This window comes from Paraburkholderia sp. GV068 (assembly GCF_003058125.1).
Taxonomy (GTDB): Bacteria; Pseudomonadota; Gammaproteobacteria; order Burkholderiales; family Burkholderiaceae; genus Paraburkholderia; species Paraburkholderia graminis.
Map to the genome: position 1 here is coordinate 1 of NZ_QBUB01000009.1, position 26,311 is coordinate 26,311.

The 26,311-nt window shown below is 64.3% G+C and carries 22 protein-coding genes; 5 read left to right on the plus strand and 17 right to left on the minus strand.

Annotated elements, in window-relative coordinates; translation table 11 throughout:
- Positions 1-494: 494 nt before the first annotated feature.
- From C8K18_RS18805 to araD, 5 genes are all read right to left on the minus strand, one after another.
- Positions 495-989 (minus strand): hypothetical protein, encoded by a 495-nt coding sequence (locus C8K18_RS18805; protein WP_258196147.1) that lies wholly within the window; start codon positions 987-989, stop codon positions 495-497.
- Between the two features lie 21 nt (positions 990-1,010).
- Positions 1,011-2,078 (minus strand): LacI family DNA-binding transcriptional regulator, encoded by a 1,068-nt coding sequence (locus C8K18_RS18810; protein WP_107708784.1) that lies wholly within the window; start codon positions 2,076-2,078, stop codon positions 1,011-1,013.
- Positions 2,079-2,183: 105 nt separating this feature from the next.
- Entirely contained in the window at positions 2,184-3,512 is a 1,329-nt protein-coding gene (locus tag C8K18_RS18815; RefSeq protein WP_107708785.1) for an MFS transporter, read from the minus strand.
- 100 nt (positions 3,513-3,612) lie between these two features.
- Positions 3,613-4,347 carry a ribonuclease activity regulator RraA gene (locus C8K18_RS18820; protein ID WP_107708787.1) on the minus strand — a complete coding sequence of 245 codons (735 nt, stop codon included), beginning with the start codon at positions 4,345-4,347 and terminating at the stop codon, positions 3,613-3,615.
- A gap of 17 nt (positions 4,348-4,364) precedes the next feature.
- A complete protein-coding gene (gene araD, locus C8K18_RS18825; RefSeq protein ID WP_107708789.1) occupies positions 4,365-6,149 on the minus strand; it encodes an L-arabinonate dehydratase in 1,785 nt (594 codons plus the stop codon).
- A gap of 210 nt (positions 6,150-6,359) precedes the next feature.
- Between araD and C8K18_RS18830 the strand changes: the two genes are divergently transcribed.
- The 3 genes from C8K18_RS18830 to ligK are packed head-to-tail and all read left to right on the plus strand — an operon-like array spanning position 6,360 to position 8,879.
- The gene (locus C8K18_RS18830; protein ID WP_029966176.1) at positions 6,360-7,130 is read left to right on the plus strand and encodes an IclR family transcriptional regulator; all 771 of its coding nucleotides are present in this window, start codon (positions 6,360-6,362) and stop codon (positions 7,128-7,130) included.
- Between the two features lie 37 nt (positions 7,131-7,167).
- Positions 7,168-8,193, plus strand: coding sequence for an amidohydrolase family protein (locus C8K18_RS18835; protein ID WP_107708791.1), 1,026 nt, complete (start codon positions 7,168-7,170; stop codon positions 8,191-8,193).
- A 2-nt stretch (positions 8,194-8,195) separates the two neighbouring features.
- On the plus strand, positions 8,196-8,879 hold the full coding sequence (gene ligK / locus C8K18_RS18840) for a 4-carboxy-4-hydroxy-2-oxoadipate aldolase/oxaloacetate decarboxylase (RefSeq protein WP_029966178.1): 684 nt from the start codon (positions 8,196-8,198) through the stop codon (positions 8,877-8,879).
- Between the two features lie 37 nt (positions 8,880-8,916).
- Here the strand turns inward: ligK and C8K18_RS18845 are convergent, their stop codons facing one another.
- From C8K18_RS18845 to C8K18_RS18880, 8 genes are all read right to left on the minus strand, one after another.
- Positions 8,917-9,945 carry a MerR family transcriptional regulator gene (locus tag C8K18_RS18845; protein ID WP_107708793.1) on the minus strand — a complete coding sequence of 343 codons (1,029 nt, stop codon included), beginning with the start codon at positions 9,943-9,945 and terminating at the stop codon, positions 8,917-8,919.
- Positions 9,946-10,095: 150 nt separating this feature from the next.
- Positions 10,096-11,826: a hypothetical protein gene (locus C8K18_RS18850; protein ID WP_107708795.1), complete on the minus strand. Its 1,731-nt coding sequence runs from the start codon at positions 11,824-11,826 to the stop codon at positions 10,096-10,098.
- A gap of 354 nt (positions 11,827-12,180) precedes the next feature.
- Positions 12,181-13,329, minus strand: coding sequence for a DUF1501 domain-containing protein (locus tag C8K18_RS18855; protein ID WP_107709067.1), 1,149 nt, complete (start codon positions 13,327-13,329; stop codon positions 12,181-12,183).
- A 5-nt stretch (positions 13,330-13,334) separates the two neighbouring features.
- Entirely contained in the window at positions 13,335-14,843 is a 1,509-nt protein-coding gene (locus C8K18_RS18860) for a DUF1800 family protein (protein WP_107708797.1), read from the minus strand.
- A gap of 73 nt (positions 14,844-14,916) precedes the next feature.
- Positions 14,917-15,438 carry a periplasmic heavy metal sensor gene (locus C8K18_RS18865; protein ID WP_107708800.1) on the minus strand — a complete coding sequence of 174 codons (522 nt, stop codon included), beginning with the start codon at positions 15,436-15,438 and terminating at the stop codon, positions 14,917-14,919.
- Positions 15,435-15,860 (minus strand): hypothetical protein, encoded by a 426-nt coding sequence (locus C8K18_RS18870; protein ID WP_053859440.1) that lies wholly within the window; start codon positions 15,858-15,860, stop codon positions 15,435-15,437. The genes C8K18_RS18865 and C8K18_RS18870 overlap by 4 nt, the downstream gene beginning before the upstream one ends.
- Complete coding sequence (locus C8K18_RS18875) at positions 15,857-16,450, minus strand: RNA polymerase sigma factor (protein WP_258196152.1); 594 nt, start codon at positions 16,448-16,450, stop codon at positions 15,857-15,859. Before C8K18_RS18875 ends, C8K18_RS18870 begins: the two co-directional genes overlap by 4 nt.
- 209 nt (positions 16,451-16,659) lie before the next feature.
- A complete protein-coding gene (locus tag C8K18_RS18880; protein WP_107708803.1) occupies positions 16,660-16,974 on the minus strand; it encodes a YXWGXW repeat-containing protein in 315 nt (104 codons plus the stop codon).
- 374 nt (positions 16,975-17,348) lie between these two features.
- Here C8K18_RS18880 and C8K18_RS18885 point away from each other — a divergent pair, with 374 nt between their 5' ends.
- On the plus strand, positions 17,349-19,820 hold the full coding sequence (locus C8K18_RS18885; protein ID WP_107708806.1) for a filamentous hemagglutinin N-terminal domain-containing protein: 2,472 nt from the start codon (positions 17,349-17,351) through the stop codon (positions 19,818-19,820).
- Between the two features lie 20 nt (positions 19,821-19,840).
- On the opposite strand, the gene C8K18_RS18890 is transcribed toward C8K18_RS18885, so the two are convergent.
- From C8K18_RS18890 to C8K18_RS18905, 4 genes are all read right to left on the minus strand, one after another.
- Entirely contained in the window at positions 19,841-21,109 is a 1,269-nt protein-coding gene (locus C8K18_RS18890; protein WP_258196148.1) for an alpha-hydroxy acid oxidase, read from the minus strand.
- A 78-nt stretch (positions 21,110-21,187) separates the two neighbouring features.
- Positions 21,188-22,735 (minus strand): UxaA family hydrolase, encoded by a 1,548-nt coding sequence (locus tag C8K18_RS18895; protein WP_107708808.1) that lies wholly within the window; start codon positions 22,733-22,735, stop codon positions 21,188-21,190.
- A gap of 33 nt (positions 22,736-22,768) precedes the next feature.
- Positions 22,769-24,052 (minus strand): MFS transporter, encoded by a 1,284-nt coding sequence (locus tag C8K18_RS18900; protein ID WP_107708810.1) that lies wholly within the window; start codon positions 24,050-24,052, stop codon positions 22,769-22,771.
- Positions 24,053-24,078: 26 nt separating this feature from the next.
- Positions 24,079-25,218 (minus strand): D-mannonate oxidoreductase, encoded by a 1,140-nt coding sequence (locus C8K18_RS18905; protein ID WP_107708812.1) that lies wholly within the window; start codon positions 25,216-25,218, stop codon positions 24,079-24,081.
- 311 nt (positions 25,219-25,529) lie between these two features.
- Between C8K18_RS18905 and C8K18_RS18910 the strand changes: the two genes are divergently transcribed.
- Positions 25,530-26,240 (plus strand): FadR/GntR family transcriptional regulator, encoded by a 711-nt coding sequence (locus C8K18_RS18910; protein ID WP_006049401.1) that lies wholly within the window; start codon positions 25,530-25,532, stop codon positions 26,238-26,240.
- The last annotated feature ends 71 nt before the right edge of the window (positions 26,241-26,311 follow it).

Consider the following 26,311-nt stretch of genomic DNA (forward strand, 5'->3'; position numbering starts at 1 on the left):
CTGAAAAGACCAGCGACGCAGCGTTCAGCTGCCAAACCCGTTAACTGACCATTTAAGTTCAATAAGGTCAACGAATTTAATTCGGGATAGGCGGGAAGCAACAAATCTTGACAGAAGTGCACGGCAAACTATTCGCGACGCACATTTCTGCGGTCATACAAGGGGGATCAGTCGGGGGCGTGGCGCGCGCCGCCATGCGCACAGCAAGGGAAGGTGGCGGCGTGTTTGATCCTTTCAGAAAAAAATTATTCGAGCCGTGCGTGGACCTGCACGTAGCTTCGCGACCTCAGGATGAATGTCCACGCGTGTCGCCCGTCGTCATCGCCGGTTAGCAGCTCAGACAAGTCTGCGGGCTGAATTCGCTGCATCGCCTTTTCAGGCTTCTTGTCGCATCGCGGTCCTTCAGATCGCCCGGTTTGTGCGCCTTGCGTCAGTACCGTCTTACGAAGCAAAGCAACTCCCCTCCCCCAGACGATCCTGTTTGCGACGGCCAGTCACGATAAAGACCAAGGATCCACCTTCCCACCTGTAATCACAAAGTGCTTCGCGTCCGATCCCGAAGCAAAGAACCGCCAGTCCTCCTCGTCCGATATTCCGTCCGTGGTGATCGAAATCCGGACATCTCCGGACAAGCCGATGCGGACCATACCGTTATCCCCGACCTCAATCGTTTGAACTACGGTCGGCCCCTTGTCTACAACCAGGTCGCGGATGCGGTGCGTCATCTCCCGCATGCTCGTTTCAGAAGCCGCAAAATCACGATAGGCTGCCAGGACTGTCGCTCCTTGTTCGATTGTCCAGTCGCATTGAATATGTAGTGACCATGCGCCGACACGTTTTATAGTTTGGCGCTTTGTCGTTATTTCCCGGATCGGCCCGAACTGTAACGTAAGCATGTCCGCTGCGTGCCCCACGCCACTGAAGTCCAAACCGACGAGGACAAAAAGGCGCTGTTTGATCTGTTCACGCGTATCAATCATCTCAGTCATTAACCACCAGAAAAACCCACTTCAACTACTACCACGCCGCACGACCTCAAACCCCACATCGGTCACCTTGCTCTGCCCCGACCCAGAAAGCCGATCAAGCAGGCACCGTGCGGCCGTGACTCCAATGCGCGTGCCATCGACATGCACCGAAGTAAGTTGCGGCGTCGTCTCCGTCGCGAACTCGAGATCGCCGAATCCGCAGATCGCCAATCGCGACGGCACGCTCAACCCCATTTGCCTCGCCGCGTTCAACGTGCCGATCGCGAGCAGATCCGAGCCGCAAAACACCGCGTCGATATCCGGCGCCTGCTCGATCAAACGAGGCAGCGCCGCCTTGCCGAGCGCCACCGAACTCGGCGGCGCGACGAGTACTTCGGCAATGTCGGATATGCCCGCCTGCGCGAGCCGCTCGCGAAAACCGCGGCGACGGGCGAGCGCGCGTTCGTCGTTAGCGGACACGAGCCCTGGCTTGCGCACATTCCTTTGCAGAAAATGCTCGGCGACCGCGACGCCGATCTGGTAATGCGAAAAGCCGACCAGCATGTCGATCGGTCGATCGGTCATGTCCCACGTCTCGACAATCGGAATGCCGACGTTCGCAAGCCGCTCGCGCAGCGAATCGGTATGCGCGACGCCCGTCAGCAGTACGCCTTCGGGACGGCGGCTCAGCACTGCGTCGAGTAAAGCCTCTTCGCTCGAATCGTCGTAGCCGCTCAGCGCGAGCAGCACCTGGTAGCCGGCGCGCGACATGGTCTCGCTGAATACCTGAATGGTTTCGGAAAACAGCGAATGCGCGATGGTCGGCACGATCGCCGCGATGAGCCGCGAGCGCGACGACGACAAGCCGCCCGCGAGCCGGTTCGGCACATAACCGAGTTTTTGCACGACCTGCCGCACGCGTTCCAGCGTTTCCGGCGCGACCGTCTCGGGGCTGTTGAACACGCGCGACACCGTGATCGGTGCGACGCCCGCTTGCGCGGCGACATCGGTGATGCGCAAGCCCTTGGGACCGCCGCGCATGCGCCGGACGGGCGCCGCCGCGTCGGGCAACTCGGCGCCGGCGGCAGCGGGCGGTTCTTTATTCGGCATGGTGGCTGACAGGAGAAGATGGATCGCGCGCGTATTCTAAACCGCGCCATATCGCGCACGGCTCGGGCACTCGCGCGACATGCATGGAGCGCTGCGCGTCGTGGCTTACTCAGTCACCGCGACCCCGCTTTGCGCGACACGGGCTCCTCGGTCGCGGCGCAAGATGAAAACCGTGACGATAGCGAATACGAGCAGACAGGTCGCGGGAATCATCATCGGCGCCTTCACGCTGCCCGTCGTTTGACGCACCCACGGCACGAGGTTCTGCGCGATGAAGCCGCCGATGTTGCCGAGCGAATTGATCGCGGCAATGCCGGCCGCGGCACGCGCGCCGAACAGGAATTTCGGCGGCAAGGTCCAGAAGCACGGAATCAGCAGATACATGCACGGCGCGCCGAAACACAGCGCGATGAAGCGCAGCGTGTTGGTCGGCAGAAACACGGCGCTCGCGAAACACATCACGCCGAGCAGTGCCGAAACCAGCATTGCGATCAGCGCGCGATTACCGGTGCCGCGCAGTTTCGAAGGCAACCATGCGAGTACGATCGTCGCCATCAGCCACGGAATGATGTTGAGCAAACCGTTGGTCGTGTTGCTCACGCCGAAGCCCTTCACGAGCGTCGGCAACCAGTAGCTCACGCCGTAGACTGAAATGGACAGCATCATGTAGTAGAGCGCCATGCCGATCACGCGCGGCTCGGTCAACACGCTCAGCAGCGAACCGTGCGTCGCAACGCTCGCCTTGATCTGCGCGCGCTCGGCATCGAGCGTGTTCGTGAGCCACTGCTTCTCGTCGGCGGAAAGAAATTTGGCTTCTTTCGGCGACGACGGCAACAGGAACAGCACCACCACCGTCAACAGCACCGACGGCAGCCCGGTGACGATGAACACGAGTTGCCAGCCGTCCAGCCCCGCGAGCCCGCCCTTGTCGAGCAGCCAGCCGCAGATCGGCGCGCCGACCATGTTGCCGAGACTGCTGCCCACCGTGAAATAGCCGAGCATGCGCACGCGATGCCGCGACGGAAACCACAGCGTCAGATAATAGATCACGCCAGGATATAAACCCGCTTCCGATGCGCCGAGCAGAAAACGCAGCACGTAAAACATCGTCGCGTTCTGCGTGAAGGCGAGCAATATCGTCACCACGCCCCACGTCAACATGATGCGCGCCATCCAGCGCGGCGCGCCGTACTTGTGCAGCATCACATTGCTCGGCACTTCGAAAATCAGATAGCCGACGAAGAACAGCGACGCGCCCAGACCATACGCGACCTCGGAAAGTCCGAGGCTGCCGAGCATTTGCAGCTTCGCAAAGCTGATATTCGAGCGGTCGATATAGGCAACCAGATAAAGCAGCCCCAGCAGCGGCATCAAACGCAGGGCAAGGCGGTTGATCAGGCGCGATTCGGCGATGGCCGGTGTCATGGTGCTCACAACGTCTCCTACGGCCGCGTGTCTTGCGCGAGCCTGTTTCCTGCGATGGATCAATCAAGCGTCGTTCGATTCGGCGATGCAGATGCAGATGCCACGCCGCTTATGGCCGTTGCGCACGCCATTGCGCGTACGCGGCCAGCGTTTCCTCGTTCGGCGGATAAGTGCCGCGCAATGGCCGCCCTTCTTCGATCCGCGCGGCGATGAATACCTCGAGCTGCTCCTGCTCGGCGGCATCGCGCGCGACATCGGCGGCCATTTCACGCGGCACGATCACCACGCCGTCCACGTCCGCGACGACGATGTCGCCCGGATACACCGCCACGCCGCCGCACGCGATCGGCACGTTCATATCGACGGCATGATGTTTCGCGAGATTGAGCGGCGCGCTCGCGCCCGCGCACCAGATCGGCAAGCCGAGCGCCGCGATGGTCCCGCTGTCGCGCACGGGTCCGTCCGACACCATGCCCGCGACGCCGCGCTTCGCAAGACGCAGCGCGAGAATCGAACCGACCGATGCCACCGACCGCTCGCCGCGGCAGTCCTGCACGAGCACGCTGCCGGCAGGCGCCGTTTCGACGGCCTTGCGCTGAGGATGATCCGGGTCCTGAAACACGCCGACGTGATCGAGGTCTTCGCGCGCCGGGATATTGCGCAGCGTGAACGCGGGACCCACGACATTCGGCGCGCAGGGCGCGGGCTTCACGAGCGGCGCGACGCCTTGCAAGAACACGTTGCGCAAGCCGCGCTTGAAGAGTTGCGTGGTCAAGGTAGCGGTGCTGACGTGCCTCAACTGTTCGAGCGTCGCTTCGCTCACGACGATTTCGGATGCGGTCATGAAGGACTCCGTTTTAATTAGTGGATCTCGGGTTCGCCGCGTTTCGCGTCCGGCGCGCTTTGTGCCGTGTCGCGCGAAGCCGCCGCCTTCAGCGGCTCTTCGAGAAAGTCGAAGTCGCAGCCTTTGTTCGCCTGCAACACATGCAACTGATGCATCACGCCGAAGCCGCGCTCGAATGGCAGTTTCGGCGGCTGCCACGCGGCTTTGCGCGCGGCGAGTTCTTCGTCGGTGACATCGAGATGCAAACGCCGCGCGGCCACGTCGAGCTCGATCATGTCGCCGTCCTTCACGAGCGCAAGCGGGCCGCCGACGAACGACTCGGGCGCCACATGCAGCACGCACGCGCCGTAACTCGTTCCGCTCATGCGCGCGTCCGAAATGCGCACCATGTCGCGCACGCCCTGCTTCAGGAGCTTTTGCGGAATCGGCAGTTGGCCCCATTCGGGCATGCCGGGCGCGCCGACCGGCCCCGCGTGCTGAAGGACGATCACCGAATCGGCGCTCACGTCGAGTTCTTCCATGTCGATGCGCGCCGCCATGTCCGCGTAATCCTTGAACACCACGGCGGGACCGCGATGCTTGAGAAGATGCGCTTCCATCGCGGCCGGTTTGATCACCGCGCCGTCGGGGGCGAGATTGCCGGTCAGCACGGCGAGGCCGTCGCTTGCCACGACGGGATTGCTGCGTCGACGGATCACGTCGTCGTTGAATATTTCGGCACCCGAAATATTTTCTCCGAGCGTCGCGCCGTTGACCGTCAGTTGCGAGCCGTCTATCAGATCGCCCAGTTCCACCAGCAGCGCGCGCAAGCCGCCCGCGTAAAAGAAGTCTTCCATCAGGTACTGACCCGACGGCCGCAGATTGCCGATCACAGGCGTGATACGCGACAGTTCGTCGAAGCGCGCGGTCGTGAGGTCGATGCCGGCGCGACGCGCCACGGCCACCAGATGCACAATCGCATTGGTCGACCCCGACATCGCGAGCACGGTGGTGACGGCGTTATCGAATGATTTCGCGGTGAGAATGTCCGACGGCTTGAGGTCGGTCCACACCATCTCAACGATGCGCTGCCCCGTCAGCGACGCGAACTGCGCATGCCGCGAGTCGACGGCGGGAATCGACGAAAAGCCCGGCAGCGTGAGGCCGAGCGCTTCGGCCGCGCTGGTCATGGTCGATGCGGTGCCCATCGTCATGCAATGGCCAGGCGAGCGCGCGATGCCGCTCTCGATGCCCTTCCACTCGTCCTCGGTGATGTTGCCCGCGCGCAGTTCGGCCCAGTATTTCCAGGTGTCCGAACCGCTGCCGAGCGTGCGGCCATTCCAGTTGCCGCGCAGCATCGGACCGGCCGGCAGAAGGATCGCCGGCAGGTTCATGCTGATCGCGCCCATCAGCAGGCCAGGCGTGGTCTTGTCGCAGCCGCCCATCAGCACGCAGCCGTCGAACGGATACGACTTCAGGATTTCCTCCGTCTCCATCGCGAGGAAATTGCGGTACAGCATCGTGGTCGGTTTCTGGAACGGCTCGGCCAAAGTCATTACCGGCATCTCGACCGGAAAGCCGCCGGCCTGCCAGATGCCGCGCTTCACTTCCTCGACGCGCTGCTTGAAATGCGTATGGCACGAGTTGATCTCGCTCCACGTATTGACGACGGCGATCACCGGCTTGCCCATGTAATCGGACGCGTGATAGCCCATTTGCGCCGTGCGCGACCGATGACCGAACGAGCGAAGGTCGTTCACGCCATACCAGCGATAACTGCGCAACTGCTCGGATGTTTTGCGGTTCGCCACTGATGTCTCCATGGTATCGCTACCATCCCGCCACAAGGCTTGGTCGCGGGACGGCGCTGTCATGATAGACGCGATGGTAGCGATACCATCCGGCGCTGTCGCTCAGGGATATTACCGACGAGGCTCCTGCGTCCGCGATTGACGGCACGAGGCGATCGGACTAGCATTGTTCCATCCAACGATTATTGGTTCTATCTAATAGAACGAACAACGGAGCAGATCATGGCCCGCAGTAGCGAGACGGCGCGCACGCCGCAAGGCGTCACCTCGAGCGGCATCGACGTGCTGGACCGCGCGGCGTCGATCCTTTTCGCGTTTCGCCGCAATGACGAACCGCTCACGCTCACGCAGCTTTCCGAGCGCACGGGGCTGTACAAGAGCACGCTGTCGCGGCTCGCGCAGGCGCTGTGTCATCACCAGCTTCTGATTCGCCGCGACGACGGGCGCTACTGGATCGGCTCGGCCGCAATGCATCTGAGCGCGGTCTATGAGGCCGGTTTCGATCTGCGCGACATCCTGCTGCCCGCGATGAAGGAATTGAGCGAGGAAACCGGCGAGGCCGTTTCGTTTCATGTGCGCGAGCGCGATCACCGCGTGTGCCTGTATCGCATCGCGTCGCGCCACTCGATCCGCGCCGAAGTGCAGCAAGGCGACACGCAACCGCTCGAACGTGGCGCGGGCGGCCGCGTGCTACTGGCGTTCGCGGGCGAACCCGGCGAGCCGTACGAGACCGTGCGCTCGCGCTACGTGTATCTCTCGATGGGCGAACGCGACCGCGAAACCTCGGGCATATCGGCACCCGTGTTCCGCGTCGGCCAGGAACTCGTCGGCGCGCTCGGCATCGTCGGACCCTCCGCGCGCATGGGCATGGAGGAGATGGAGCGCTACCGCCCGCGCCTGCTGGAATTCGCCGCGCGCGTGACGAAGGCGTTGGGCGGCGACGCGGAGCCTTTGCTCGCGGCGGCGTCGGCTACAGAAACCGCGTCGCGCTGACGACACATCACACCGCATTTCAATTCGGACTACTTGCATGATCATCGACATTCACGGTCACTACACGACCGCGCCCAAAGCGCTGGAAACATGGCGCAATCGCCAGATCGCCGCGCTCGGCAATCCCACTGACGCGCCCAGCCCGTCCGAACTGCAAATCAGCGACGACGAACTGCGCGAGTCAATCGAAACCAACCAGTTGCGTCTGATGCGCGAACGCGGCCTCGACCTCACCGTCTTCAGCCCGCGCGCAAGCTTTATGGCGCATCACATCGGCGACTTCAACGTGTCGAGCACGTGGGCCGCGATCTGCAACGAACTGTGCTATCGCGTAAGCCAGTTATTTCCCGAGAACTTCGTTCCGGCTGCGATGCTGCCGCAAAGCCCCGGCGTGGACGTCGCCACCTGCATTCCCGAACTCGTGAAATGCGTCGAGCAGTACGGCAATGTCGCGATCAATCTGAACCCCGATCCATCGGGCGGACACTGGACGAGTCCGCCGCTCTCCGACCGCTACTGGTATCCGATCTACGAGAAGATGGTCGAGTACGACATTCCCGCGATGGTCCATGTCAGCACGAGTTGCAACGCCTGCTTTCACACCACGGGCGCGCATTACCTGAACGCGGACACCACCGCGTTCATGCAATGCCTCACGTCCGATCTGTTCCGCGACTTCCCCACGCTCAGGTTCGTGATTCCTCACGGCGGCGGCGCAGTGCCCTATCACTGGGGACGTTTCCGCGGCCTTGCACAGGAAATGAAAAAGCCGCTGCTCGAAGAGCATTTGTTGAAGAACATTTTCTTCGACACCTGCGTCTATCACCAGCCGGGCATCGACCTGCTGACGAAAGTGATTCCCGTCGACAACATTCTCTTTGCCAGCGAAATGATCGGCGCGGTGCGCGGCATCGATCCGCAAACCGGCCACTACTTTGACGATACGAAGCGCTATGTCGAAGCAGCGGAGATGAATCCGCAACAGCGCGACAAGATCTATGAAGGCAACGCGCGGCGCGTCTATCCGCGCCTCGACGCCGCACTCAAAGCACAAGGACGTTGAACATGTTTGAACTCGGCGTGGTTTATCGCAACATCGCGCGCGCGGATAGCCGCGTCGCGGAAGGACTCGGCGCGCTCGGCAGCGCAACCGTTCACGAAGCAATGGGACGCGTCGGCCTGATGAAGCCGTACATGCGGCCGATCTACACCGGCGCGCACGCATCGGGGACCGCGGTCACGGTGCTGCTGCATCCCGGCGACAACTGGATGCTGCACGTCGCGGCCGAACAGATTCAACCGGGCGATGTGGTCGTGGCCGCCGTCACCGCCGACTGCACCGACGGCTATTTCGGCGACCTGCTCGCAACGAGTTTCCAGGCGCGCGGCGCGCGGGCGCTCATCATCGATGCAGGCGTGCGCGACGTGACCGTGCTCACCGACATGGGCTTCCCTGTCTGGAGCAAGGCGATCTCGGCGAAGGGCACGATCAAGGCGACGCTCGGCTCGGTGAATATTCCGGTGGTCTGCGCGGGCGCACTGGTGACGCCGGGCGATGTGATCGTCGCCGATCACGACGGCGTGGCCGTGGTGCCGTCGGCGCAAGCGCAAGAGACGCTCGACAAGGCCAGCGCGCGCGAAGCAAACGAAGCGCAAAAGCGCGCGAAGCTCGCCTCCGGCGTGCTGGGCCTCGACATGTATCAGATGCGCGAGCCGTTGCGGCAACTGGGGCTGCGCTACATCGACTGAGTGTGAAGCGTGATGCCGATCGGTCAGGCCGCACGCCTCATCGTGCCGGTGTGACCGCGGACACCGCTGCGCGCACAAACGTGAGCAGCGGTTCGCTCGCCCACGTGCCGACCATCAGTTCAGGATCGTTCTGCAGCGCCTGACGGAATTTCATATGCGTCGCGGGATCGTCGCCTGCGTAGCTGCGGAACAACTCGAGCCAACGCAAGGCCAGTTCGCGGCCCTGCTGCGAATCCGGTGCGATGCCGGCGTCGATTGCATCGCGGACGTCCGCCATCAATTGCGGCCACTCCATCGCGCGAGTGCCGTAATGCGCGCGCATGAAACGCGTCTCCTCGGGCGTCAGGTAGCGCTCGTAGATCCGCATCTTCGTTTCGGAAAACGCGCGCAGCACGTAGTCGCGCAAAGGTGTCGAGATACCGAGCGTCGCCTGCATCGAAGGCTCGTTGTCGTGCATCACATTGAGTTTCGCGAGAAGCCGCGGGTCGCCGCCGGTATCGCGCACCAGCAGCGTCATCCAGCGAACCGACAGCGCGCGCGGCGTCTCTTCTTCAGGCGGCACGCCCGCGTCCATCTGCGCGCGGACTTCGGCAACCAGATCGGCCCACTCCGGGTCCGGCGCCTGTGTCTTGCGATACATCGGCAGGCGCGCCAGTTCGTCTTCGGTAAAGTATTTGTCGTACATGGTCATCAACTCCAACGTGGAAAGCCAGTCGGAGAGGTCGGGTTCGTTGCCCGCATGCAGCGTATCCTGCAGCGCTTGCAGCCGTTCGCGCAGCCGCGCCGCTTCTGCAATCTGCTGATCGAGCATCGCGATCTGCCGCGCGACGATTGTCGCAAGCGGTGCATCCGGCGCGCGCATATAGCCGCAGATGTCGGCAAGACTCAGGCCGAAACGGCGCAATGCCTGAATACGATGCAGCCGCGCGATGTCGTTGCGGTCGTACAGACGATAGCCGTTGCCGGCACGCGCTGAAGGTTTGAGCAGGCCAATCGCATCATAGTGATGAAGCGTGCGCACGGTCAGTCCGCTGCGCCTCGCCAGTTCTCCCACCTTCAACAACATTCGACCTCCCTCCGTTACACGCGTTAGAGACTAAGGCCTCACGCTACGTCAGGGTCAAGCGGTGTGTCTAGTGGGCGCGGGGCCGTCGATAGAAAAAGGGGAATGCGCCGCCATGCAATTGCGGCGCGTTGGCATCGTTCGGCATCGCGCTCAATTGTCCGGATGGCTCGCGACGGCGCTCACGAACGCGCTGTACGTCTGATTGACCACCACGCCGTCGATCATCACGCCATACGTGGTGTTGCCGCTATCGAGCTCGTAGTACATCGTCGACTGGATGTTCTTTGTCTTTCTCGCCTGATAGTAGCTCGCGTAGCGTGCGCTGATGTAATCCGCGCGATAGGCCACCGTCTTTTCGGGTCCGGTATTCCACTCGGTCAGCAAAAACGGCTTGCCGTAGCGCGCTTTGCAGTAAGTCGGCAGATCGAAGCCGGGACCCGAACCGTCCGAACCGATGTCGAAGATGTCGCCGTAGATCTCGTAGTTGTGCCACGTCGTCATGTCCCAGCGCACGGTCGGGTAGCCGCTCGTGCCGTCCGGTTGCGTGCCGTCCCACAATGCGTCGGCGGCGCCGACGTCCGCGACGCAGAAGTTGATCCCGCATTTCGCCGCGGGCTGCGCGGACTTCACGCCATCCATCATGCCGCGCATCAGGCCGCGCATGATCGGCCAGTTCGCGTTGCTGAAGTCGACGGCCTTCGTCCCGGCATTGGTCGAGTCGAGAATGATCGCGGGATCGCGAGTCAATTCGTTGCCGCACTCGTACATGACCACGCCGTATGGCGCGAGCGCGCCGGCGACTGTCACGCCGCACGAATGCCCCCGCGCATAAGCCGCCGATTCGCTCGCGAGCAGCGCGCCGTTGGCGTCGCGCATGCCGATCTGGATCACCACGAACAGCGTGAGCCCCGCCGCCTGGAAAGCCTGCGCGAGTCTGACGACGGCCGTGAGTTCGGTGGGGTCGTCGGTGACGCCGACGCGATATGTCGAGCAGCCCATGTTCTGCATGATCGACACGACCTGCGCGGGCGTGTAGCGATAGTCGTAGTGTCCGTTGATGCCATGGAACATGCCGCTAGCGGCCGCCACCGGAATACGCGGATCGGCGCACGGCAGCCATTGGTCGATGTCGTTGCACACGTAGAACTGCGCGCCCGCCGCGCGGCACCACAGCTTGCCGCCGTACCACAACAGCAGCGACACGTTGGAGCTCACGCCGACCGCGGCGTTGTTGCGCAGAACGGCGCCGTTCGCGACGGTCCAGATTGCGCCTACTCTATCGATGATGCGCGACGCGCCAGGAATCGTCGTGCCGTCGAGCGACGTGCCGCCGAGGCGCGGATCGGCGCACGCGTACCACGCGGAGCCGCTCCAGCCGTAGAACTGCCCGCCCGTGCCCTGGTGATAGATCACGCCGCCGGACCACAGCAGCAAGGACACGCTGAACGTGTTGCCGGCCTTCGCGCCGTTGCGGTAGACCGATCCGCCGACGACGGTCCACACCGCCGCCTGATTGTCGATGACCGATGCCGCGGGCGGAATCGCCGTGCCATCCGCCGACGCGAGCGCGGACCCGGATGCGTCGTTATTTGACGTATTCGACGCTCCGTTGTTGCCCTTCGATCCGCTCGACGTTGCGTTGCTCTGTGTGGCCCCGGTGCTGCCAGTCGCCGAGGTCGTGCCTGTGGTCCCTGTGGTCCCTGTGGTGCCTGTAGTGCTTGTGGTTCCCGACGCCGCGCTCGTTGAACTGGACGTCGCGCTGGTCGTCACGCCCGCGCTCGTCCCCTTGCCGTCGCCGCCGCCACCGCCGCCGCATGCGCTCAGCACATAACTGCCGCTGACAGCCGTCAGCAAGCCGAGAAACTCACGTCGTTTAACCATGGCAAGACAATCCAACGCCGGGGAGGCCCGGACAAAAATCGGTGAAATCAGAGGTGGTTGCGGATGGGGAAAGCAGCGCTGCCTTTATTCGTTCGCCATCCTGATCAATCGGCGTTGGGCGCCGACGAGGCGATCGTCACGAATAATGGGGCGCGGTCAATTTTCCCGCCGGCTGCTCACTGCAACCCATGCCTGGATGTCGGCAGGAAACGGCCGCTTGCGTAGGGCTCACGCGAAAAAAATTTGAATCTCGCGTGAGCGCCCGCTGCGTGGGAACGATCTGCTTGCCGCAGATGTGAGGAGGAAGGAGACACAAGGAGGCGCTCCGGCTGGCACGCAGCCGGAGCGCAACGGTTACGCGCGAACGATACCGCTGAACGGCTTCACCGCAGCCGCGCGGCCGAACAGCACGCGCGCCGTGTGATGCGGATCGAGACCGAGTGCTTCGCTCGCGGCACCGGCGATCAGCGCATCGAGCGATGCGGTCGGCTTGAGGTCGCGAGCCTCATAGAGATCGCGAGGCGCGAGGCCGGGCCAGTCCGCGACGACACGGCCGCCCGCCACCGCGCCGCCCAGCACCATCGCCACCGAGCCCGTGCCGTGGTCGGTGCCTTCGGTGCCGTTCGCGGCCGCGGTCCTGCCGAACTCGGTCGCCACCAGCACGGTGGTTTTGCTCCACGCAGGACCCATGCCGTCGCGCAATGCCGCGAGCATCGTGTCCAGTGCCTTCAACTGATTGGCAAGACGCGCGTTCTGCGCGCTATGCGTGTCCCAGCCGCCGGTCTCGATCATTGCGATGCGCGGACCGTCGTCGCGTGCGAGAAATCCGGCCGCCAGTTTGCCGAGGCTCGCGGGGTCCTGGCGCGCGCCGGCGTCGCCCGCGAGTCCGCGTGCCGTCATCGCGGATTCCCACAAGGGGCGCAACTGCGCGTCGTCGTCATAGAGTTGCGAGACGCGCATCAGCAGATCGTCGGGCGCCGGCGGCAACGCGGACGGCGCGTACGACGTCACGGCCGCCGTGCCACGCAGCGCCATTGGCACGGTGGGCGCAAAGGCGATTGCCGTCTCGCGCGCGGCGGGCAGCAGCGCGGCGAGTCGGTTCAGCCAGCCGTCCTTCACCTGATACGGCGACGCGCTGCCGGTTTCGAGCACGTTCTGTCCGTCGAAATGCGAGCGGTCGCGATACGGCGACGCCACCGCGTGCACGAACAGCGCCTGACGGTCCGCGTACATCGTGGCCATCTGCGTGAGCGCGGGATGCAGCGCAAAGCTGCCGTCGAGCCGGTGAGCGCTCGACGGATCGATTGCGAGCGCGCCGCGCAACTTCGCATAGGCAGGTTCCGCGTACGGCACGACGATGTTCAGGCCATCGGCCGCGCCGCGCTGAATCACGAACACGAAACGGCGCTCGCTGACCACATTCGCAAACGCGATGCGCGGCGACACGAGAATCGCGCCCGCGCCCGCAGCGGCGACTCGCAGAAATTGACGGCGTGAGGACATGGCGTTCATCTCCGTTGAAAGTCCGGTGAGACCAGCAAAAGCGCAATTGCCGTGGATGCGCTCTCGGCGCGCGCGATCGCCACCGCGCTCGGCGCGCCCAGCGATCCGGCGAGCAGCACCTGGCCGAGCGAGCGCGCGTCGAGACGGTCGCCGACGCGCGCCGCGAAGCGCTGTGCGACCTCGACGCGGCGCACGAGCGCATCGGGCGCGGCCCAGCTTGCGGCGACGTCGTCGTAACCGGCGGGCGAGCCGGGACGCCATACGGGTTGACCAAGCTGCGTCAACAGAGGTGCGGCTTGCAGATTGCCGAGGTCTTGCCAGCCGAGCCCGCGCATCGACGAAATCGCCCATTCCCACGGCGTCTTGAACTTCACCGCGACGGGCGACCAGGCTTCGTGCATGTCGATCAATGTGCGGTAGACCGTCGGCAGATCGCCGCCGCTCGTCATGAACGCGTTCGCCAGCTTGTCGCTCGCAGCCGCGGGCGGAGTATCGGCGATGAAATGACGGGCCAGCTTCGCGCCGATGTGTTGCGCGGTCGCGGGCGCAGTCGCGAGGTCATGCAGGATCGCGAGCGCCTGGTCCTCGCCGCGCTGATCGTAGCGACGTCCCATGACGGTTCGCGCGCCGGGCTCGTGCAGCGCTTCGCGAAACACGAAGGTGCCGGGCGCGGCGGCAGTCGGCATGGACTGCGCGGGCGGTTTGCCCTGCATGCCGGCGTTGGCAGGATCGGTCGCCACGCTCCAACCCGTCAACGCGCGAGCAAATTCAGTAACGTCGTCCTGGCTATAGCCGCTGCGCGCGCCGAGCGTATGCAACTCCATGATTTCGCGCGCAAGGTTTTCATTGAGGCCACGCTTGCGCTCGGGATTGCGCGCCGCCGCACGCAGCGCCGCCGTGCTGTCGGGCCCGACCGAACGCGTCTGGTCGAGGAACACCTGCATCGCCGGATGACGCTCGACCGCCACCAGCATGTCCTCGAAACGGCCGAGCACGTGCGGGCGAATCGCCTCCGCTTCGAACGAACCGGCGAGCGCGGCCACGGCGGGCTTTTCCGTCGATACCGCGAAATGGTTCGCCCAGAAATGAACCAGCCGCTCGATGAAAGGCGTCTGCGTGGTCAATGCGCTAAGCACGCGCGCATTCACCGAAGCGCGGTACGTGTCGCGTATTTCGACATGCATCGCTTTCCGTTCGGCTTCCTGATCTTTTTTCACCGAGCTTTCCGATGCCGCTTGCTGGCCGCCTTGCGCGTTGCTTTGTTGCGGCGTGTTCGCATCGCCGGGCTTGCGCTGCCGTTGCTGACGCAACTGCATGCGCTGCTGTTCCAGTTCGCTCGACAAGCCAATCGAATCCGGCTGATCGGCCCAGGCAGCAGGCCTCGGCTCATAGTGCTCGAATTGCGCGAGCAGCCACGCCTTCGGGTCGGCGGGCGCTGGGTCGTCGGGGCGCGCGCCGAGGCCGAAACGGTTCAGCGCGATCGCAGCAGTCGTCAGGTTGGAAGAGGCAGTCATACCGCCCTCTCAGGCATTGGATAGTGCTTGAACGTTGCCGACGCACACAATCCGTCGCCGCTCGCAAACATTTTTATTCGCTCGACGCGGCAGCCGACGATGCAGCGCTCGCCGGACCGGCGCCCTTCGCGCTTGTTTGCGGCTCGCGCCACTGTCCGCGCAAGCGCAGGCTGTCGGCGAACTCGACGCGCTCTTGCGGCGACAACGTCGCGGCGAAATCCGCGACACTGCTTTCCACTTTCGCGCGCAGGCCGCTGTCGGCCTCGCGCGTGCGAGCCAACGCGGCGTCGAGCGCCGCACGATCCAGTTGCGGCGCGGCGAGCAGACGCAATACCTCGCGACGCGCTTCGCGCGCCTCGCGCGCAAGCTGCCGGCCGTCGCGGCGTCCATTCCTCAGGCTCTCGGCGAACGCCTTCTGCCGCTCCGCCGACAGCGTCTGTGCGGCAAAACGCAACGCCCGCTGCTGCGCGGCGAGCGGCGCCGCGGCATCGCGCGCCGCATACCATCGATAAGCGCCGCCCGCGATCGCGCCAAGCAAAAACACATTGAGGACGAGCGACACTACGAGGACGACTTTCCATGACCGGCTGTTCATTCGCCGCTCCAGTCGGCGGACGATCCACCGAAACTCGACGTGAGATAAGAGGATTCATGCACAGGCGGCACCGCTTCCGTCAGCACGAAAAACGACACCGCCAACGCGCCGGCCACGCCACCGAGCAGGCCGACACCGACCGCAGCGCCCGACCACCACCACGCGCGCCGCTGTGGTGTCGCCCGCCGCGCAGGCCGCGCGGGCGCGCTTGCAACGATGCGCTGCTGCAACGCGACGTCCGGCGACGCGAGCCGATCCGTCGCGAGCCACGCATCAAGCCCGGCGGCTTCGTCAAGCCATGCTTGCGCCTGCTGACGATGCAAACCCGCCCACGCCTGCGCCGCGGCTCGCTCCTGCGGCGGCCAACGCTGTGGATCGGCGCCATAGGCTTCGACGATCTGATGAAATCTTTCGGGCGTCATGACTTGTCCTTGCTAAGGCCGCTGCCGGCCAGTTGAGCGCGCAGATTGCGGCGTGCGCGAGCGAGCAGGCTTTCCAGCGCATCGACGGTGATGCCCATCAGCGCGGCCGCGTCGATGTTCGACATCTCCTGGTAATAGCAGAGCACCAGCGCCTCGCGTTGCCGCACCGGCAGTGCGGCGAGTGCTTCGCGCACGCGCTCGTCGCGAGCCCGCGCTTCGAGCCGCACGTCGGGCAGCGCGGCGGGATCGATCTCGTCGGGCAGTTCGTCGCGTACTTCTTCGCGCCGGCCGCGCAGCCGGTCATAGCAAAGGTTCAGCGCCACGCGATGAATCCACGTGTCGAATTTCGCCTCGCCTTCGCGCCAACGCGTCGCGTGTTTCCAGATTCGCACGAACACTTCCTGCGCGACGTCTTCCGCTTCCATGCGGTCGCCCAGCATGCGCATGGCCAACGCGAGCAGACGCGGCAGCTTGCGTGCGACGAGCGTGCGCACGGCGGCCGCATCGTGGCGGCCGACCTGCTCGAGCAACTCCGCGTCGGGGTCGCGTTCACTCAAGACGCGGCGCTCCCGGCATACATGCGATGCAATTCACGTCGGCTTCAACTCTCATGTTCGTTGCGCGTGCAACGGTGATCGATACGCACGGCAGCCGGGACCGCCACTCTCAATACACGACGACTGCCGGACGATAGTAGACCGGCCGCGCCGGATACACCACGCAGCCGGCCAGCGACGCCGCCAGCAGCATTATCACAAGCGTTTTCATGGCGATTGCCTCACTGGTTACGCGAAGCCGTTCAGGCCCAATGACCTTCGACCCAGCGCCAGTTCGGCCCGCGCTGCACCCAGTGTCCCGGCACCCAGTGATAGCCGACGCGCACCGCCTGCCAGTGACCGCGCACCCACACGTAGCGGCCGTGATGCCAACGCCAGCGGCCCTGATCCCACACATAGCCCGCGCGAGGCGCCGGCACGACCTCGACGCGCGGCGGCGGCGGCGCGACCGGCGCGATGATCACGGCCTGCGCGAACGCGGGCGCGGAGCCGACGAAGGCGCCACCGGCCAAAGCGGCGGCAAGCATGAAAGTCCCAAGGCTTTTTCTCGATGTCATGCTGGTTTCTCCCGTTCGATATCGAAACATGCCAAAGCATGTCGAAGCACAATGCGGCTTCGTTTCTTCTTGAACGCACCAGCATCGAAAAATCCGTCGCTGCGCTCGCACAAAAAAATGCGTCAGCGAAATGACAGATGACGTCATGAAAACGTAGGGATTTAGCGCGCGGCAAACGCCTGCGCTTCCTTCCACACATGCCCAATGATCTGCAAAAAGCGACACCATCACGGCACAAAGTGCTGTGATTATTACAGCGTGTCATCAAAGCGCACTGCTAAGCTGATTCAGCAGACTTCATCCGACGACGCGGATCGTGCAACGGCATCCGCGTTCCGTCGCGCGCGTATCGGACTGACACCGAGGAGGCAAACATGTCATTTCGGTTAATACCCCGACCGGTTCAAGGCACTCTTCGGACAGGCATCGCCGCGCGGCATCGTTCAATTGCGCTCGCACTGTCGCTCGCCGGATTGATTCCGGCTTCCGTGGCGATAGCGGCGGGCGTGTTGCCGCAAGGCGGTCAGTATGTCGGTGGCCAGGGTTCGATCAACACCAGCGGCAACAACCTGATCGTCACGCAACCGGGCTCCACGCGCGGCGTGATCGACTGGAACAGCTTCTCGATCGGCAAGGGCAATGCCGTGATGTTTCAGAACGGCTCCGGCGCGACGCTCAATCGCGTGACGGGCGGTTCGCTCTCCGCGATCCTCGGCAAGCTGAGTGCAACGGGCGATGTTTATCTGATCAACCCGCAAGGTATCGTCGTGGGGCCGTCGGGTGTGATCAGCACCGGCGGACGTTTCCTGGCCTCCACACTCGACGTCTGCAATTGCGCGTTCATGAACGGCGGCGCGCTGGCATTCGCAGGCGACTCGAATGCGAGCGTCGTGAATCTCGGCAAGATCAGCTCGACGGGCGGCGACGTATTTCTCATCGCGCGTAACGCAGTAGTCAACGCGGGCACCGTCGAAGCGCCCAACGGAACCGCCGAACTCGGCGTCGGCGCGAACGTGTTGTTGCAGGATTCGTCGAGTGGCAAGCAGCTTTTCGTGCAAACCGGCAGCAAGGGTACGGTTGCGAACGCCGGGGCCTTGCGCGCCGCGCAGATTAATTTGCAAGCCGCAGACGGCAACATCTACGCACTCGCGGGCGGCGGCACGCGCATACGCGCAACGGGCACGGCGACGCGCGACGGCCACGTGTGGCTTGTCGCCGATACGGGCAGCGTCGCGCAGCGCGGCACGATTGTCGCGTCCAACGCAGACGGCAGCGGCGGCACCGTCGACACGCACGCGCTTAATCTCTCATTCGGCCGCGACGCACGCGTGCTCGCATCGCAGTGGAACGTGACGTCCCCCGTATTCACGATCGACGCAGCCGCCGCGGGTGCGCTTCGCCGCAGTCTCGACGCGGGCACCTCCGTCAACGTGACCACGACAGGCGCAAACGGCGTATCCGGCGATCTGAGCGTCGCCTCGGGTCTGAACTGGAACGGCCCAGCCGCGCTATCGCTTGCGGCCTATCACGATGTCTCGATTGCATCGGGCGTCACGCTGAAAAACTCGGGCTCCGGCAATCTGACGTTGCGCGCGGACGCGTCGGGCATCGACAACGGCGGCAGCATCGCGAACCACGGCACGCTCGACTGGTCCGCGAGCACCGGCATCGTCAGCGCGCTTTACGACATGACGGGCACCTACAGCCCCGGCACGGTGCTCACGAACAGCGCGTGGACAGCCGCGCCGTTCAGCGGACTGCTGACACAGGCGACGGCCTACAAGCTCGTCAATTCGCTGAACGACTTGCAGCAGGTATCGGCGGATCTCGCCGGCAACTATGCGCTAGGCAAGGACATTGACGCGAGCGCCACGTCGGGCTTTCCGCCGGCGTTCGCCTTCACTTCCATCGGCGACGGCGCCACGCCGTTCTCCGGTCAGTTCGACGGCATGGGTCACGCCATCAGCGGCCTTACCTTGTCGCGCACGGTGCTCGTTACGCCGGGTTCGATCACCGGCGGTCCTGACCAGCGGGCAGCGGGACTCTTCGGCGTGATCGGCACGACGGGTGTCGTGCGCAATGTCAACGTGAACGGAAACATTAGCGATCCGAACGATTATGGATCGTACGGAATACTGGCGGGATTCAACTACGGACTCGTCACCTACGTTCGCACGAGCGGATCGGCATCCGACTTTGGAGGCTACAGCTACGCGTCGAGTACGGGTGGCCTCGTCGGCTATAACTACGGCACGATCACGCGCTCGGGCAGCAGCGTCAATGTATTGGCCGAAGGCACACCGGGCGGTCTCGTGGGCATCAACGCGGGGACGATCAGGCAATCGTATGCGACCGGCGCGGTGACGGCGGAGGCGCATACCGGCGGCGGAGGCGGACTCGCAGGAAGCAACTCTGGCCTCATCTCGCAGTCGTATGCGACGGGTCAGGTATCGTTTCAGCCGAACTATTGCGGCGGCGGCAACGGCACGGCCTGCACAGATGGCAGCGCCGCCCTGGTTCAACGAAACGACGGCACGATCGAGCAGTCGTTCGCGACCGGCCAGGTCATCCAGAGCATTCAGCCCGCGCTAGGTCCGCCCGCGCTCGGCGTCGCGAGCACAAACAACGGCACGATTGCGGGCGACGTCTACTGGGATACGCAGACCACTCACGCGACGCGCGACGTGTATAGCGGCACTGGCACATCGGCGGCGACGGGATTGACCACTGCGGAAATGAGCGCGCCGTCGAGCTTCGGTCCCACTTACGACTTCAGCTCAACGGGCGTGTGGGCGATGCCGGCAGGCGCCACGCATCCGGTATTGCGCTGGCAGCTTGCGCAGTGAACAGGGCGCGGCCTTGCATCTCACGCTTGCAGGTAAGGCTCGCCAGTTACCGCAGCGTCATGGTCGATAAGGGGAACGCGTCGTTCCTGCAGCGGCCGCGATAGCGCCCCGTCGTGCCCAATCCGGCGCAGATAGCTTCGGTCGAGTTCCGCGATATCGCGGCAACCGAGTAGTCCGAGCGCACGGTCGATCTCCGTTTTGAGAATGTCGATGGCACGTTCGACGCCCGGCTGACCGCCCGCGCTCAAGCCATAAGTCGTCGCGCGTCCGAGCAGCACCGCATCGGCACCCAACGCGACCGCTTTCAGAATGTCGGTGCCGCGGCGGAATCCGCCGTCGAGCATCACGCACAGCCTGCCGCCTGCCTGCTCGACGACCTCGGGCAATACATCCATCGCCGAGACCGCGCCGTCGAGTTGCCGGCCGCCGTGATTCGACAGCACGATGCCGTCGACACCCGCCTTCACCGCTTCGAGTGCATCGGCCGCGCCGAGCACGCCCTTCACGATCAGCCGATGCGGCCACAAATCCCGCAACCAGCGGATGTCGTCCCACGACAGCGACGGGTCCAGTTGCTGACCGAGCGTGATCGTCGCGCCCTTCACGCTGTTTTGCCCAGGCGGCAACAAGTCGCCGAGATTCGCGAAGCGCGGCATGCCGCTCGGCCACAATACGTTCGCCATCCAGCGCGGATGCCGCAGCACATCGAACTTGTTGCGCCAGTCGAGCTTGAGCGGCTCGACGTAATTGCGCAGGTCCCATTCGCGTTTGCCGAACACCGCGCTGTCGGTCGTCACGACGAGCGCTTCGATGCCCGCGGCCTCTGAACGCTGCGCGAGCTTCGCAAGCGATTCGCGCGTGCGGTACATGTAGACCTGCATCCATATGCGGCCGCCCGCACGCCGCACGACGTCTTCAAGCGCGACGGTCGACACGTTGCTCAGCACGAACGGAATGCCGGCCGCCGCCGCGGCGCTCGCCATCTTGACGTCGCCTTCGCGGAACATCAGTCCGCTATAGCCGGTCGGGCCGATCATGAACGGCGCGGCGCTGCGCTCGCCGAACAGCGTCACGCTCTGATTGCGCTTCTCGACGTTCACGAGCGTACGCGGCAGAAAAGCGAGTTCGCGGAACACATCGCGATTGCGGCGCAGCGTCGCCTCGTCTTCGGAACCGCCCTCCACATACTCGAAACAGAAATTCGGCAAGCGCCGGCGCGCCATCGCGCGCAGATCGTCGATGCCATGCGCACGCTTCACGTCGCGGCCTGCATAAAGGCGGCGTTCCAATTCAGTCTCTCCTATCAGCGATTCATGCGGCTATCGGGCTTCAATCGGGTTTGAGTTTGCGTAACGTGCGGGTTCGCGTCACGTCACCACGCCGACTTGCCACGGCACGAATTCGCTTTGCCCGTAGCCATGCAATTCGCTTTTCGTGCGCGTGCCGGACGCGCAATCGAGCATCATCTGGAAGATCGCTTCACCCAGTTCGTCGATGCTCGCGCTGCCGTCGATCACGCCGCCGCAGTTGAGGTCGATGTCGTCCGCCTGACGCTCCCACAGCGTGTTATTCGTCGCGAACTTCAGCGACGGCGACGGCGCGCAGCCATACGCGGAGCCGCGCCCCGTCGTGAAGCAGATCACGTTCGCACCGGACGCAACCTGGCCCGTCGCGGACACCGGATCGTAGCCCGGCGAATCCATGAACACGAGACCTTTTGCGGCGACCGGCTGCGCGTATTCGTAGACGTCGACGAGATTCGTCGTGCCGCCCTTCGCGACCGCGCCGAGCGATTTTTCGAGGATCGTCGTGAGGCCGCCCGCCTTGTTGCCGGCCGACGGATTGTTGTCGAGCGCGCCGCCGTTGCGCGCGCAGTAGTCCTGCCACCATGCGATTCGCGCAAGCAGTTTCTCGCCCACAGCGGGGCTCACCGCGCGGCGCGTGAGCAGATGCTCGGCGCCATAGATCTCCGGCGTCTCCGAGAGGATCGCGGTGCCGCCATGCCGCACGACGCGATCGACCGCGGCGCCAAGCGCGGGATTCGCGGAGATGCCCGAGTAACCGTCCGAGCCGCCGCACTGCAAGCCGATGCTGAGATGCGAAGCCGGCACGGGCACACGCTGGATGCGGTTCGCGTCGGCGAGCATCTCGGTCACCATCGCGATGCCGCGCTCGATCGTCTTGCGCGTGCCGCCGCTGTCCTGGATCGTAAAGCTGCGCAGCTTGAGGTCGCTGCTGCCGAGACCGCCGGCCTCGAGCACGCCGTCGATCTGGTTCGTTTCGCAGCCGAGCCCGACGAACAGCACCGACGCGAAGTTCGGATGCACCGCATAGCCCGCGAGCGTGCGGCGCAGAATGCGGATGCCTTCGCCCTGCGTGTCGATGCCGCAGCCGAGGCCGTGCGTCAGCGCGATCACGCCATCGACGTTCGGATAATCGGCGAGTGCATCGGGATGCACGTCGCGGCGGAAATGATCGGCGATTGCGCGCGCCACCGTCGCCGAGCAATTCACACTCGTCAGGATGCCGATGTAATTGCGCGTCGCAATGCGCCCGTCGCCGCGACGGATGCCCATGAAGTGCGCGGGTTCCTTCACATAAGCGGTCGGTTGTGCATCGACGCCGAACACATGCTCGCGCGCGAACTCGGACATGCCGAGGTTCTGCACATGAACGTGCTGGCCGCGTGCAATGGCTTCGCGCGCGACGCCGATGATCTGGTTATAGCGCTTGACCGGCTCGCCTTTCGCGATGTCGCGCGTCGCGATCTTGTGGCCGGGCGGGATCAAACCGGTGACCACCAGTTGCTCCGCGTCGATGCGCGTGCCCGGCAGTAGCTGGCGAGTCGCGATGATGACGTCGTCGCCCGGATGCAGACGGATGATCGCGGACGCAACGCTGGCTTGAGTCGACATGAGAAGCCTCGAAAGCAGAATGAATCGGATGGGTCAGACAGTGGAGCTCACGCGCTCGCGCTCGTCGTCGCGAGCCGGCTCGATCGACAACGGCTCGATGCGCCCCACGATGACGAGATAGCTGAACGCACCGAGAAAACAGAAACCGCCTGCCACCACGAGCGGAATCGTGAACGAGCCCTTGGTGAGCGCGACCATCGCGCCGGTGAACGTGGTGATGACGATGCCCGCCAGGTTCGACGCGAAGTTCTGAATGCCGCCGATCGACGCGACATGGCCCGGCGTCGGCGCAACGTCGCCTGGCAGCGACCAGATGCTCGCCGCGGCGAACGCGAGGCTGCCGTACGCGATGCCGAAGAACGCGAGCATCAGATACACGTTCTCCGTGAACGCCGACAGCGTGATCACCGACGACAACAGCATGCCGCCGACCATGCACGTCTTGCGCGCCGCGGTCAGGCTCCAGCCGCGCCGGAACAGCGCGTCGGACACATAGCCGCCGAGCCAGCCGCCGGGAATCGCGATCAACGCCGGAATCATGCCGAGCGTGCCGAGCGATTTCAGCGAAAAGCCGCGCGTCTGCACGAGATAGCTCGGAAACCACGTGATGAAGAAATAGATCACGAAGTTCAGGCAGAAGAAGCCGAGCATCATGCCCCACAGCGTGCGGTGGCGAAACAGCGACGCCCACGTGACCTTTTGCTGGCCGCTCGTTTGCGCTGCGCGCGTGGCGTCGTGCGCGCCGTCCAGATCTTCTTGCGACGGATTGCGATAAATCACGAACCAGCCGGCGATCCACACCGCGCCGAGCAGGCCGGTTAGCACGAAGGCCGCTTTCCAGCCGAGCGCGCTGATGATGAGCGCGACGACCGGAATCGACAGCGCCGAGCCGACGCGCGAACCGCTGTCGAAGATGCTCGTCGCGATCGCGCGCTCACGCGGATGAAACCATTGGCTGACGAGCTTCGCGCACGACGGATACGCACCTGCCTCGCCCACGCCGAGCAGCAGCCGGCAGCCGAACATGCCCGCGACGCTGGTGGTCACCGCGGTCGCGGCGGTAAACAACGACCACCAGCCGACTGCGAGCGGCAACGCAATGCGCGCGCCGACGCGATCGACGAACCAGCCGAACGGCATCTGCATCAACGCGTAGGTCCAGAAAAAGCCGCTCAGAATGAAGCCCATTTCGGCGGGGCCGATGCCCAGCGCCTTTTCGATTTGCGGCGCGGCGACCGCGAGATTCGCACGGTCGATATAGTTAACCGCGATCGCGAGAAAGCATAGAAAGATCACAACCCAACGCATTTTTTTCATGAAACTGTCTCCTCCTGGGCTGATAGTCAGGTGTTCAGATGATCGGGCGACGTTGCGAGCGCCGCGCGCAGACGCGGCTGTTCGAGGTCCAAGCGCAGTTCATGCGCCAGATCGATCACCGGTTGAAAGCGGCGTTGCTTCTTCTGCTCGTGATTGCGGGCGATGTCCGCGAGACGATGATCGAGGAACGGATTTTCGAAGCGCTCGCGCACGTCGTCGAGATACGCGCGTGCGTCGTCGCCCTGGCCGAGCGCGTCGAAAACGGGCAGCACCTCGTCGCGCCACAGCGATTCGAGGTCCGCACGCAGCGCCGGATCGCGCATCGCGTGCAATGTGTTTTCCTGCGGATCGCGCGCGTCGACCTTCCAGCGTTCCGCGAGCCATGTGTGGCCGAGATTGAGCAGCAACAGCTTCAGACGCTCGTAGTGCGGCAGATCGTCGGTGATGATCATCGCTTCGTGCTCGCACGGCAGCACCATGCCGTCCTGGCGCTCGATCGCCCACAGTGCGTACGGCTCGGCATAGGCGCCGACCGGCCGGATCGGCTCCGACACGATGCGGTCCACCAGCGAGTTCACCCACACGCAGGTCTCTTCGATATAGCGGATGAATTCGGGCTCGGCATTCCAGCTACGCGCGATGTCGGCGACGAGCGCACGCAGCGTCTCGCCGTTGCGCGATACGAGTTCGCAAGGCAGCAGCGTGAGCGGCGCGGCGCCTGCGTTGAAGCGCGCGTGCAGCAGCACCACGAGCTTCGCCGCGAAGCCGCGCGGCACGCTGGCGTCGCTGCGCAGCAGCTCGGCGGTATCGTCGGCGAAACACTCGTAGCCGCGGTCGCCGGTGTTCGAGATCACGACGCGCGCATCGCGCGCGAAGCGCTCCACCACCGTCGGCCAATCCGTGTTGGCGTTCAATGCTTCGCTGATCGCACGGCAACGCGTCGTCGTATCGATCACTGCTTCGCGGCGCACGCCGCGGATACGCACGTCGTACTCGCCCTGCGCGCGCAATGCGTCGATACGCGCGAGGCTTTCCGGATTCGCCGTGGTCTGCACGACGGTCACATGGCCGAGCGCGCGCCCTGCGTCGAGCGCTTCGGACACGAACAGATCCGCATGCGCCTGCAAAAATCGGCTTGTGCCGAATTGAAGAATCGGGTTGGCCATTGTTGGTTACTCCAGGCTCGGCACGCGAGCAGCACGTTAATGACGCGCGCGTCCGGTTTGAGTTTTTAGTGAGTGTGGAAATTCTTCGGCAAAGAGCGCGGCGCAGCGACGCCCGCAGGTTGCATCGCTTCCGGCCTTACCACTTTGCGAAAAATAACGGTAAACTGGCTCACTGGTCAAGCCAATTTGCCGGCTCCCTGGGAAAACCCCGAGCTTCGTCCCGAGCCGCGATTTGCGCCGCTGGCGCTTCGCTCTACAATCGGCGTTCGCCTTACCGGGCTTGATGAAGCTCCACCGCCAGGAAACGTTTTGTGACCACCAGAGCTGCCGACACTCGCCGTCTCTATCTCCAGATCGCGGAAAAGCTGCGCGACCTGATCGCCCAGCCGGACTTCGCGCCGAACGGCCGCTTGCCGCCCGAACGCGCGCTCGCCGAGACGCTCGGCGTGTCGCGGCCGTCGGTGCGCGAAGCGCTCGTCGCGCTGGAACTCGAAGGGCTCGTCGAAATCCGCATGGGCTCCGGCGTCTATCTGTGCGCTGCGCCGCCCGCGAAAAAAGGCGCGGCGCTTTCGCAGGCCGAACTCGGCGACAGCCTGCTCGACATCATGGGGGCGCGCTGCGTGATCGAAGGCGCGATCGTCGCGAGCGTCGCGCCGCTGTGCAAGCCGAAGGACCTCAAGGCGCTGCGGGCGATCTACAAGGAGATGGAACATGAAGTGGAGGCCGGCAGAATCCCCGTGACGGCCGACCGCGCCTTCCATCTCGCCATCGCGCAGATGTCCGGCAACGAAGTGCTCGTGCGCACCGTCAGTTCGCTATTCGACGCGCGGCATAGTCCGCTGTCGGAAAAGCTGCGCGGCCACTTCGAAAACGAAACGACGTGGCGCGCGGTGCCCGACGAGCATCGCGCGATTCTCGAAGCGCTCGAAGCGCGCGATGCGATCCAGGCGCAAGCGGCGATGTTGCGGCATTTGAAGCTGTCGTTGGAGCGGGTGATTGCGGGTGGGCAGCGCAATAGCTAGCGTGGGAAACGGGCGCGCTGGGTTGAGCGTATTGGTAGTGCTGGCGCATGGCTTGCTCGCGATGAACGCAC

Excerpts from the sequence above, each read along its gene's own strand:
- C8K18_RS18885 (WP_107708806.1), top strand. The coding sequence starts at position 17,349 with ATGTCATTTCGGTTAATACCCCGACCGGTTCAAGGCACTCTTCGGACA.
- C8K18_RS18880 (WP_107708803.1), bottom strand. The coding sequence starts at position 16,974 with ATGACATCGAGAAAAAGCCTTGGGACTTTCATGCTTGCCGCCGCTTTG.
- C8K18_RS18865 (WP_107708800.1), bottom strand. The coding sequence starts at position 15,438 with ATGAACAGCCGGTCATGGAAAGTCGTCCTCGTAGTGTCGCTCGTCCTC.
- C8K18_RS18855 (WP_107709067.1), bottom strand. The coding sequence starts at position 13,329 with ATGTCCTCACGCCGTCAATTTCTGCGAGTCGCCGCTGCGGGCGCGGGC.
- araD (WP_107708789.1), bottom strand. The coding sequence starts at position 6,149 with ATGGAGACATCAGTGGCGAACCGCAAAACATCCGAGCAGTTGCGCAGT.
- C8K18_RS18850 (WP_107708795.1), bottom strand. The coding sequence starts at position 11,826 with ATGGTTAAACGACGTGAGTTTCTCGGCTTGCTGACGGCTGTCAGCGGC.
- C8K18_RS18820 (WP_107708787.1), bottom strand. The coding sequence starts at position 4,347 with ATGACCGCATCCGAAATCGTCGTGAGCGAAGCGACGCTCGAACAGTTG.
- C8K18_RS18845 (WP_107708793.1), bottom strand. The coding sequence starts at position 9,945 with ATGTTGTTGAAGGTGGGAGAACTGGCGAGGCGCAGCGGACTGACCGTG.
- C8K18_RS18860 (WP_107708797.1), bottom strand. The coding sequence starts at position 14,843 with ATGACTGCCTCTTCCAACCTGACGACTGCTGCGATCGCGCTGAACCGT.
- C8K18_RS18810 (WP_107708784.1), bottom strand. The coding sequence starts at position 2,078 with ATGCCGAATAAAGAACCGCCCGCTGCCGCCGGCGCCGAGTTGCCCGAC.
- C8K18_RS18870 (WP_053859440.1), bottom strand. The coding sequence starts at position 15,860 with ATGACGCCCGAAAGATTTCATCAGATCGTCGAAGCCTATGGCGCCGAT.
- C8K18_RS18905 (WP_107708812.1), bottom strand. The coding sequence starts at position 25,218 with ATGGCCAACCCGATTCTTCAATTCGGCACAAGCCGATTTTTGCAGGCG.
- ligK (WP_029966178.1), top strand. The coding sequence starts at position 8,196 with ATGTTTGAACTCGGCGTGGTTTATCGCAACATCGCGCGCGCGGATAGC.
- C8K18_RS18805 (WP_258196147.1), bottom strand. The coding sequence starts at position 989 with ATGACTGAGATGATTGATACGCGTGAACAGATCAAACAGCGCCTTTTT.
- C8K18_RS18895 (WP_107708808.1), bottom strand. The coding sequence starts at position 22,735 with ATGTCGACTCAAGCCAGCGTTGCGTCCGCGATCATCCGTCTGCATCCG.
- C8K18_RS18830 (WP_029966176.1), top strand. The coding sequence starts at position 6,360 with ATGGCCCGCAGTAGCGAGACGGCGCGCACGCCGCAAGGCGTCACCTCG.
- C8K18_RS18835 (WP_107708791.1), top strand. The coding sequence starts at position 7,168 with ATGATCATCGACATTCACGGTCACTACACGACCGCGCCCAAAGCGCTG.
- C8K18_RS18900 (WP_107708810.1), bottom strand. The coding sequence starts at position 24,052 with ATGAAAAAAATGCGTTGGGTTGTGATCTTTCTATGCTTTCTCGCGATC.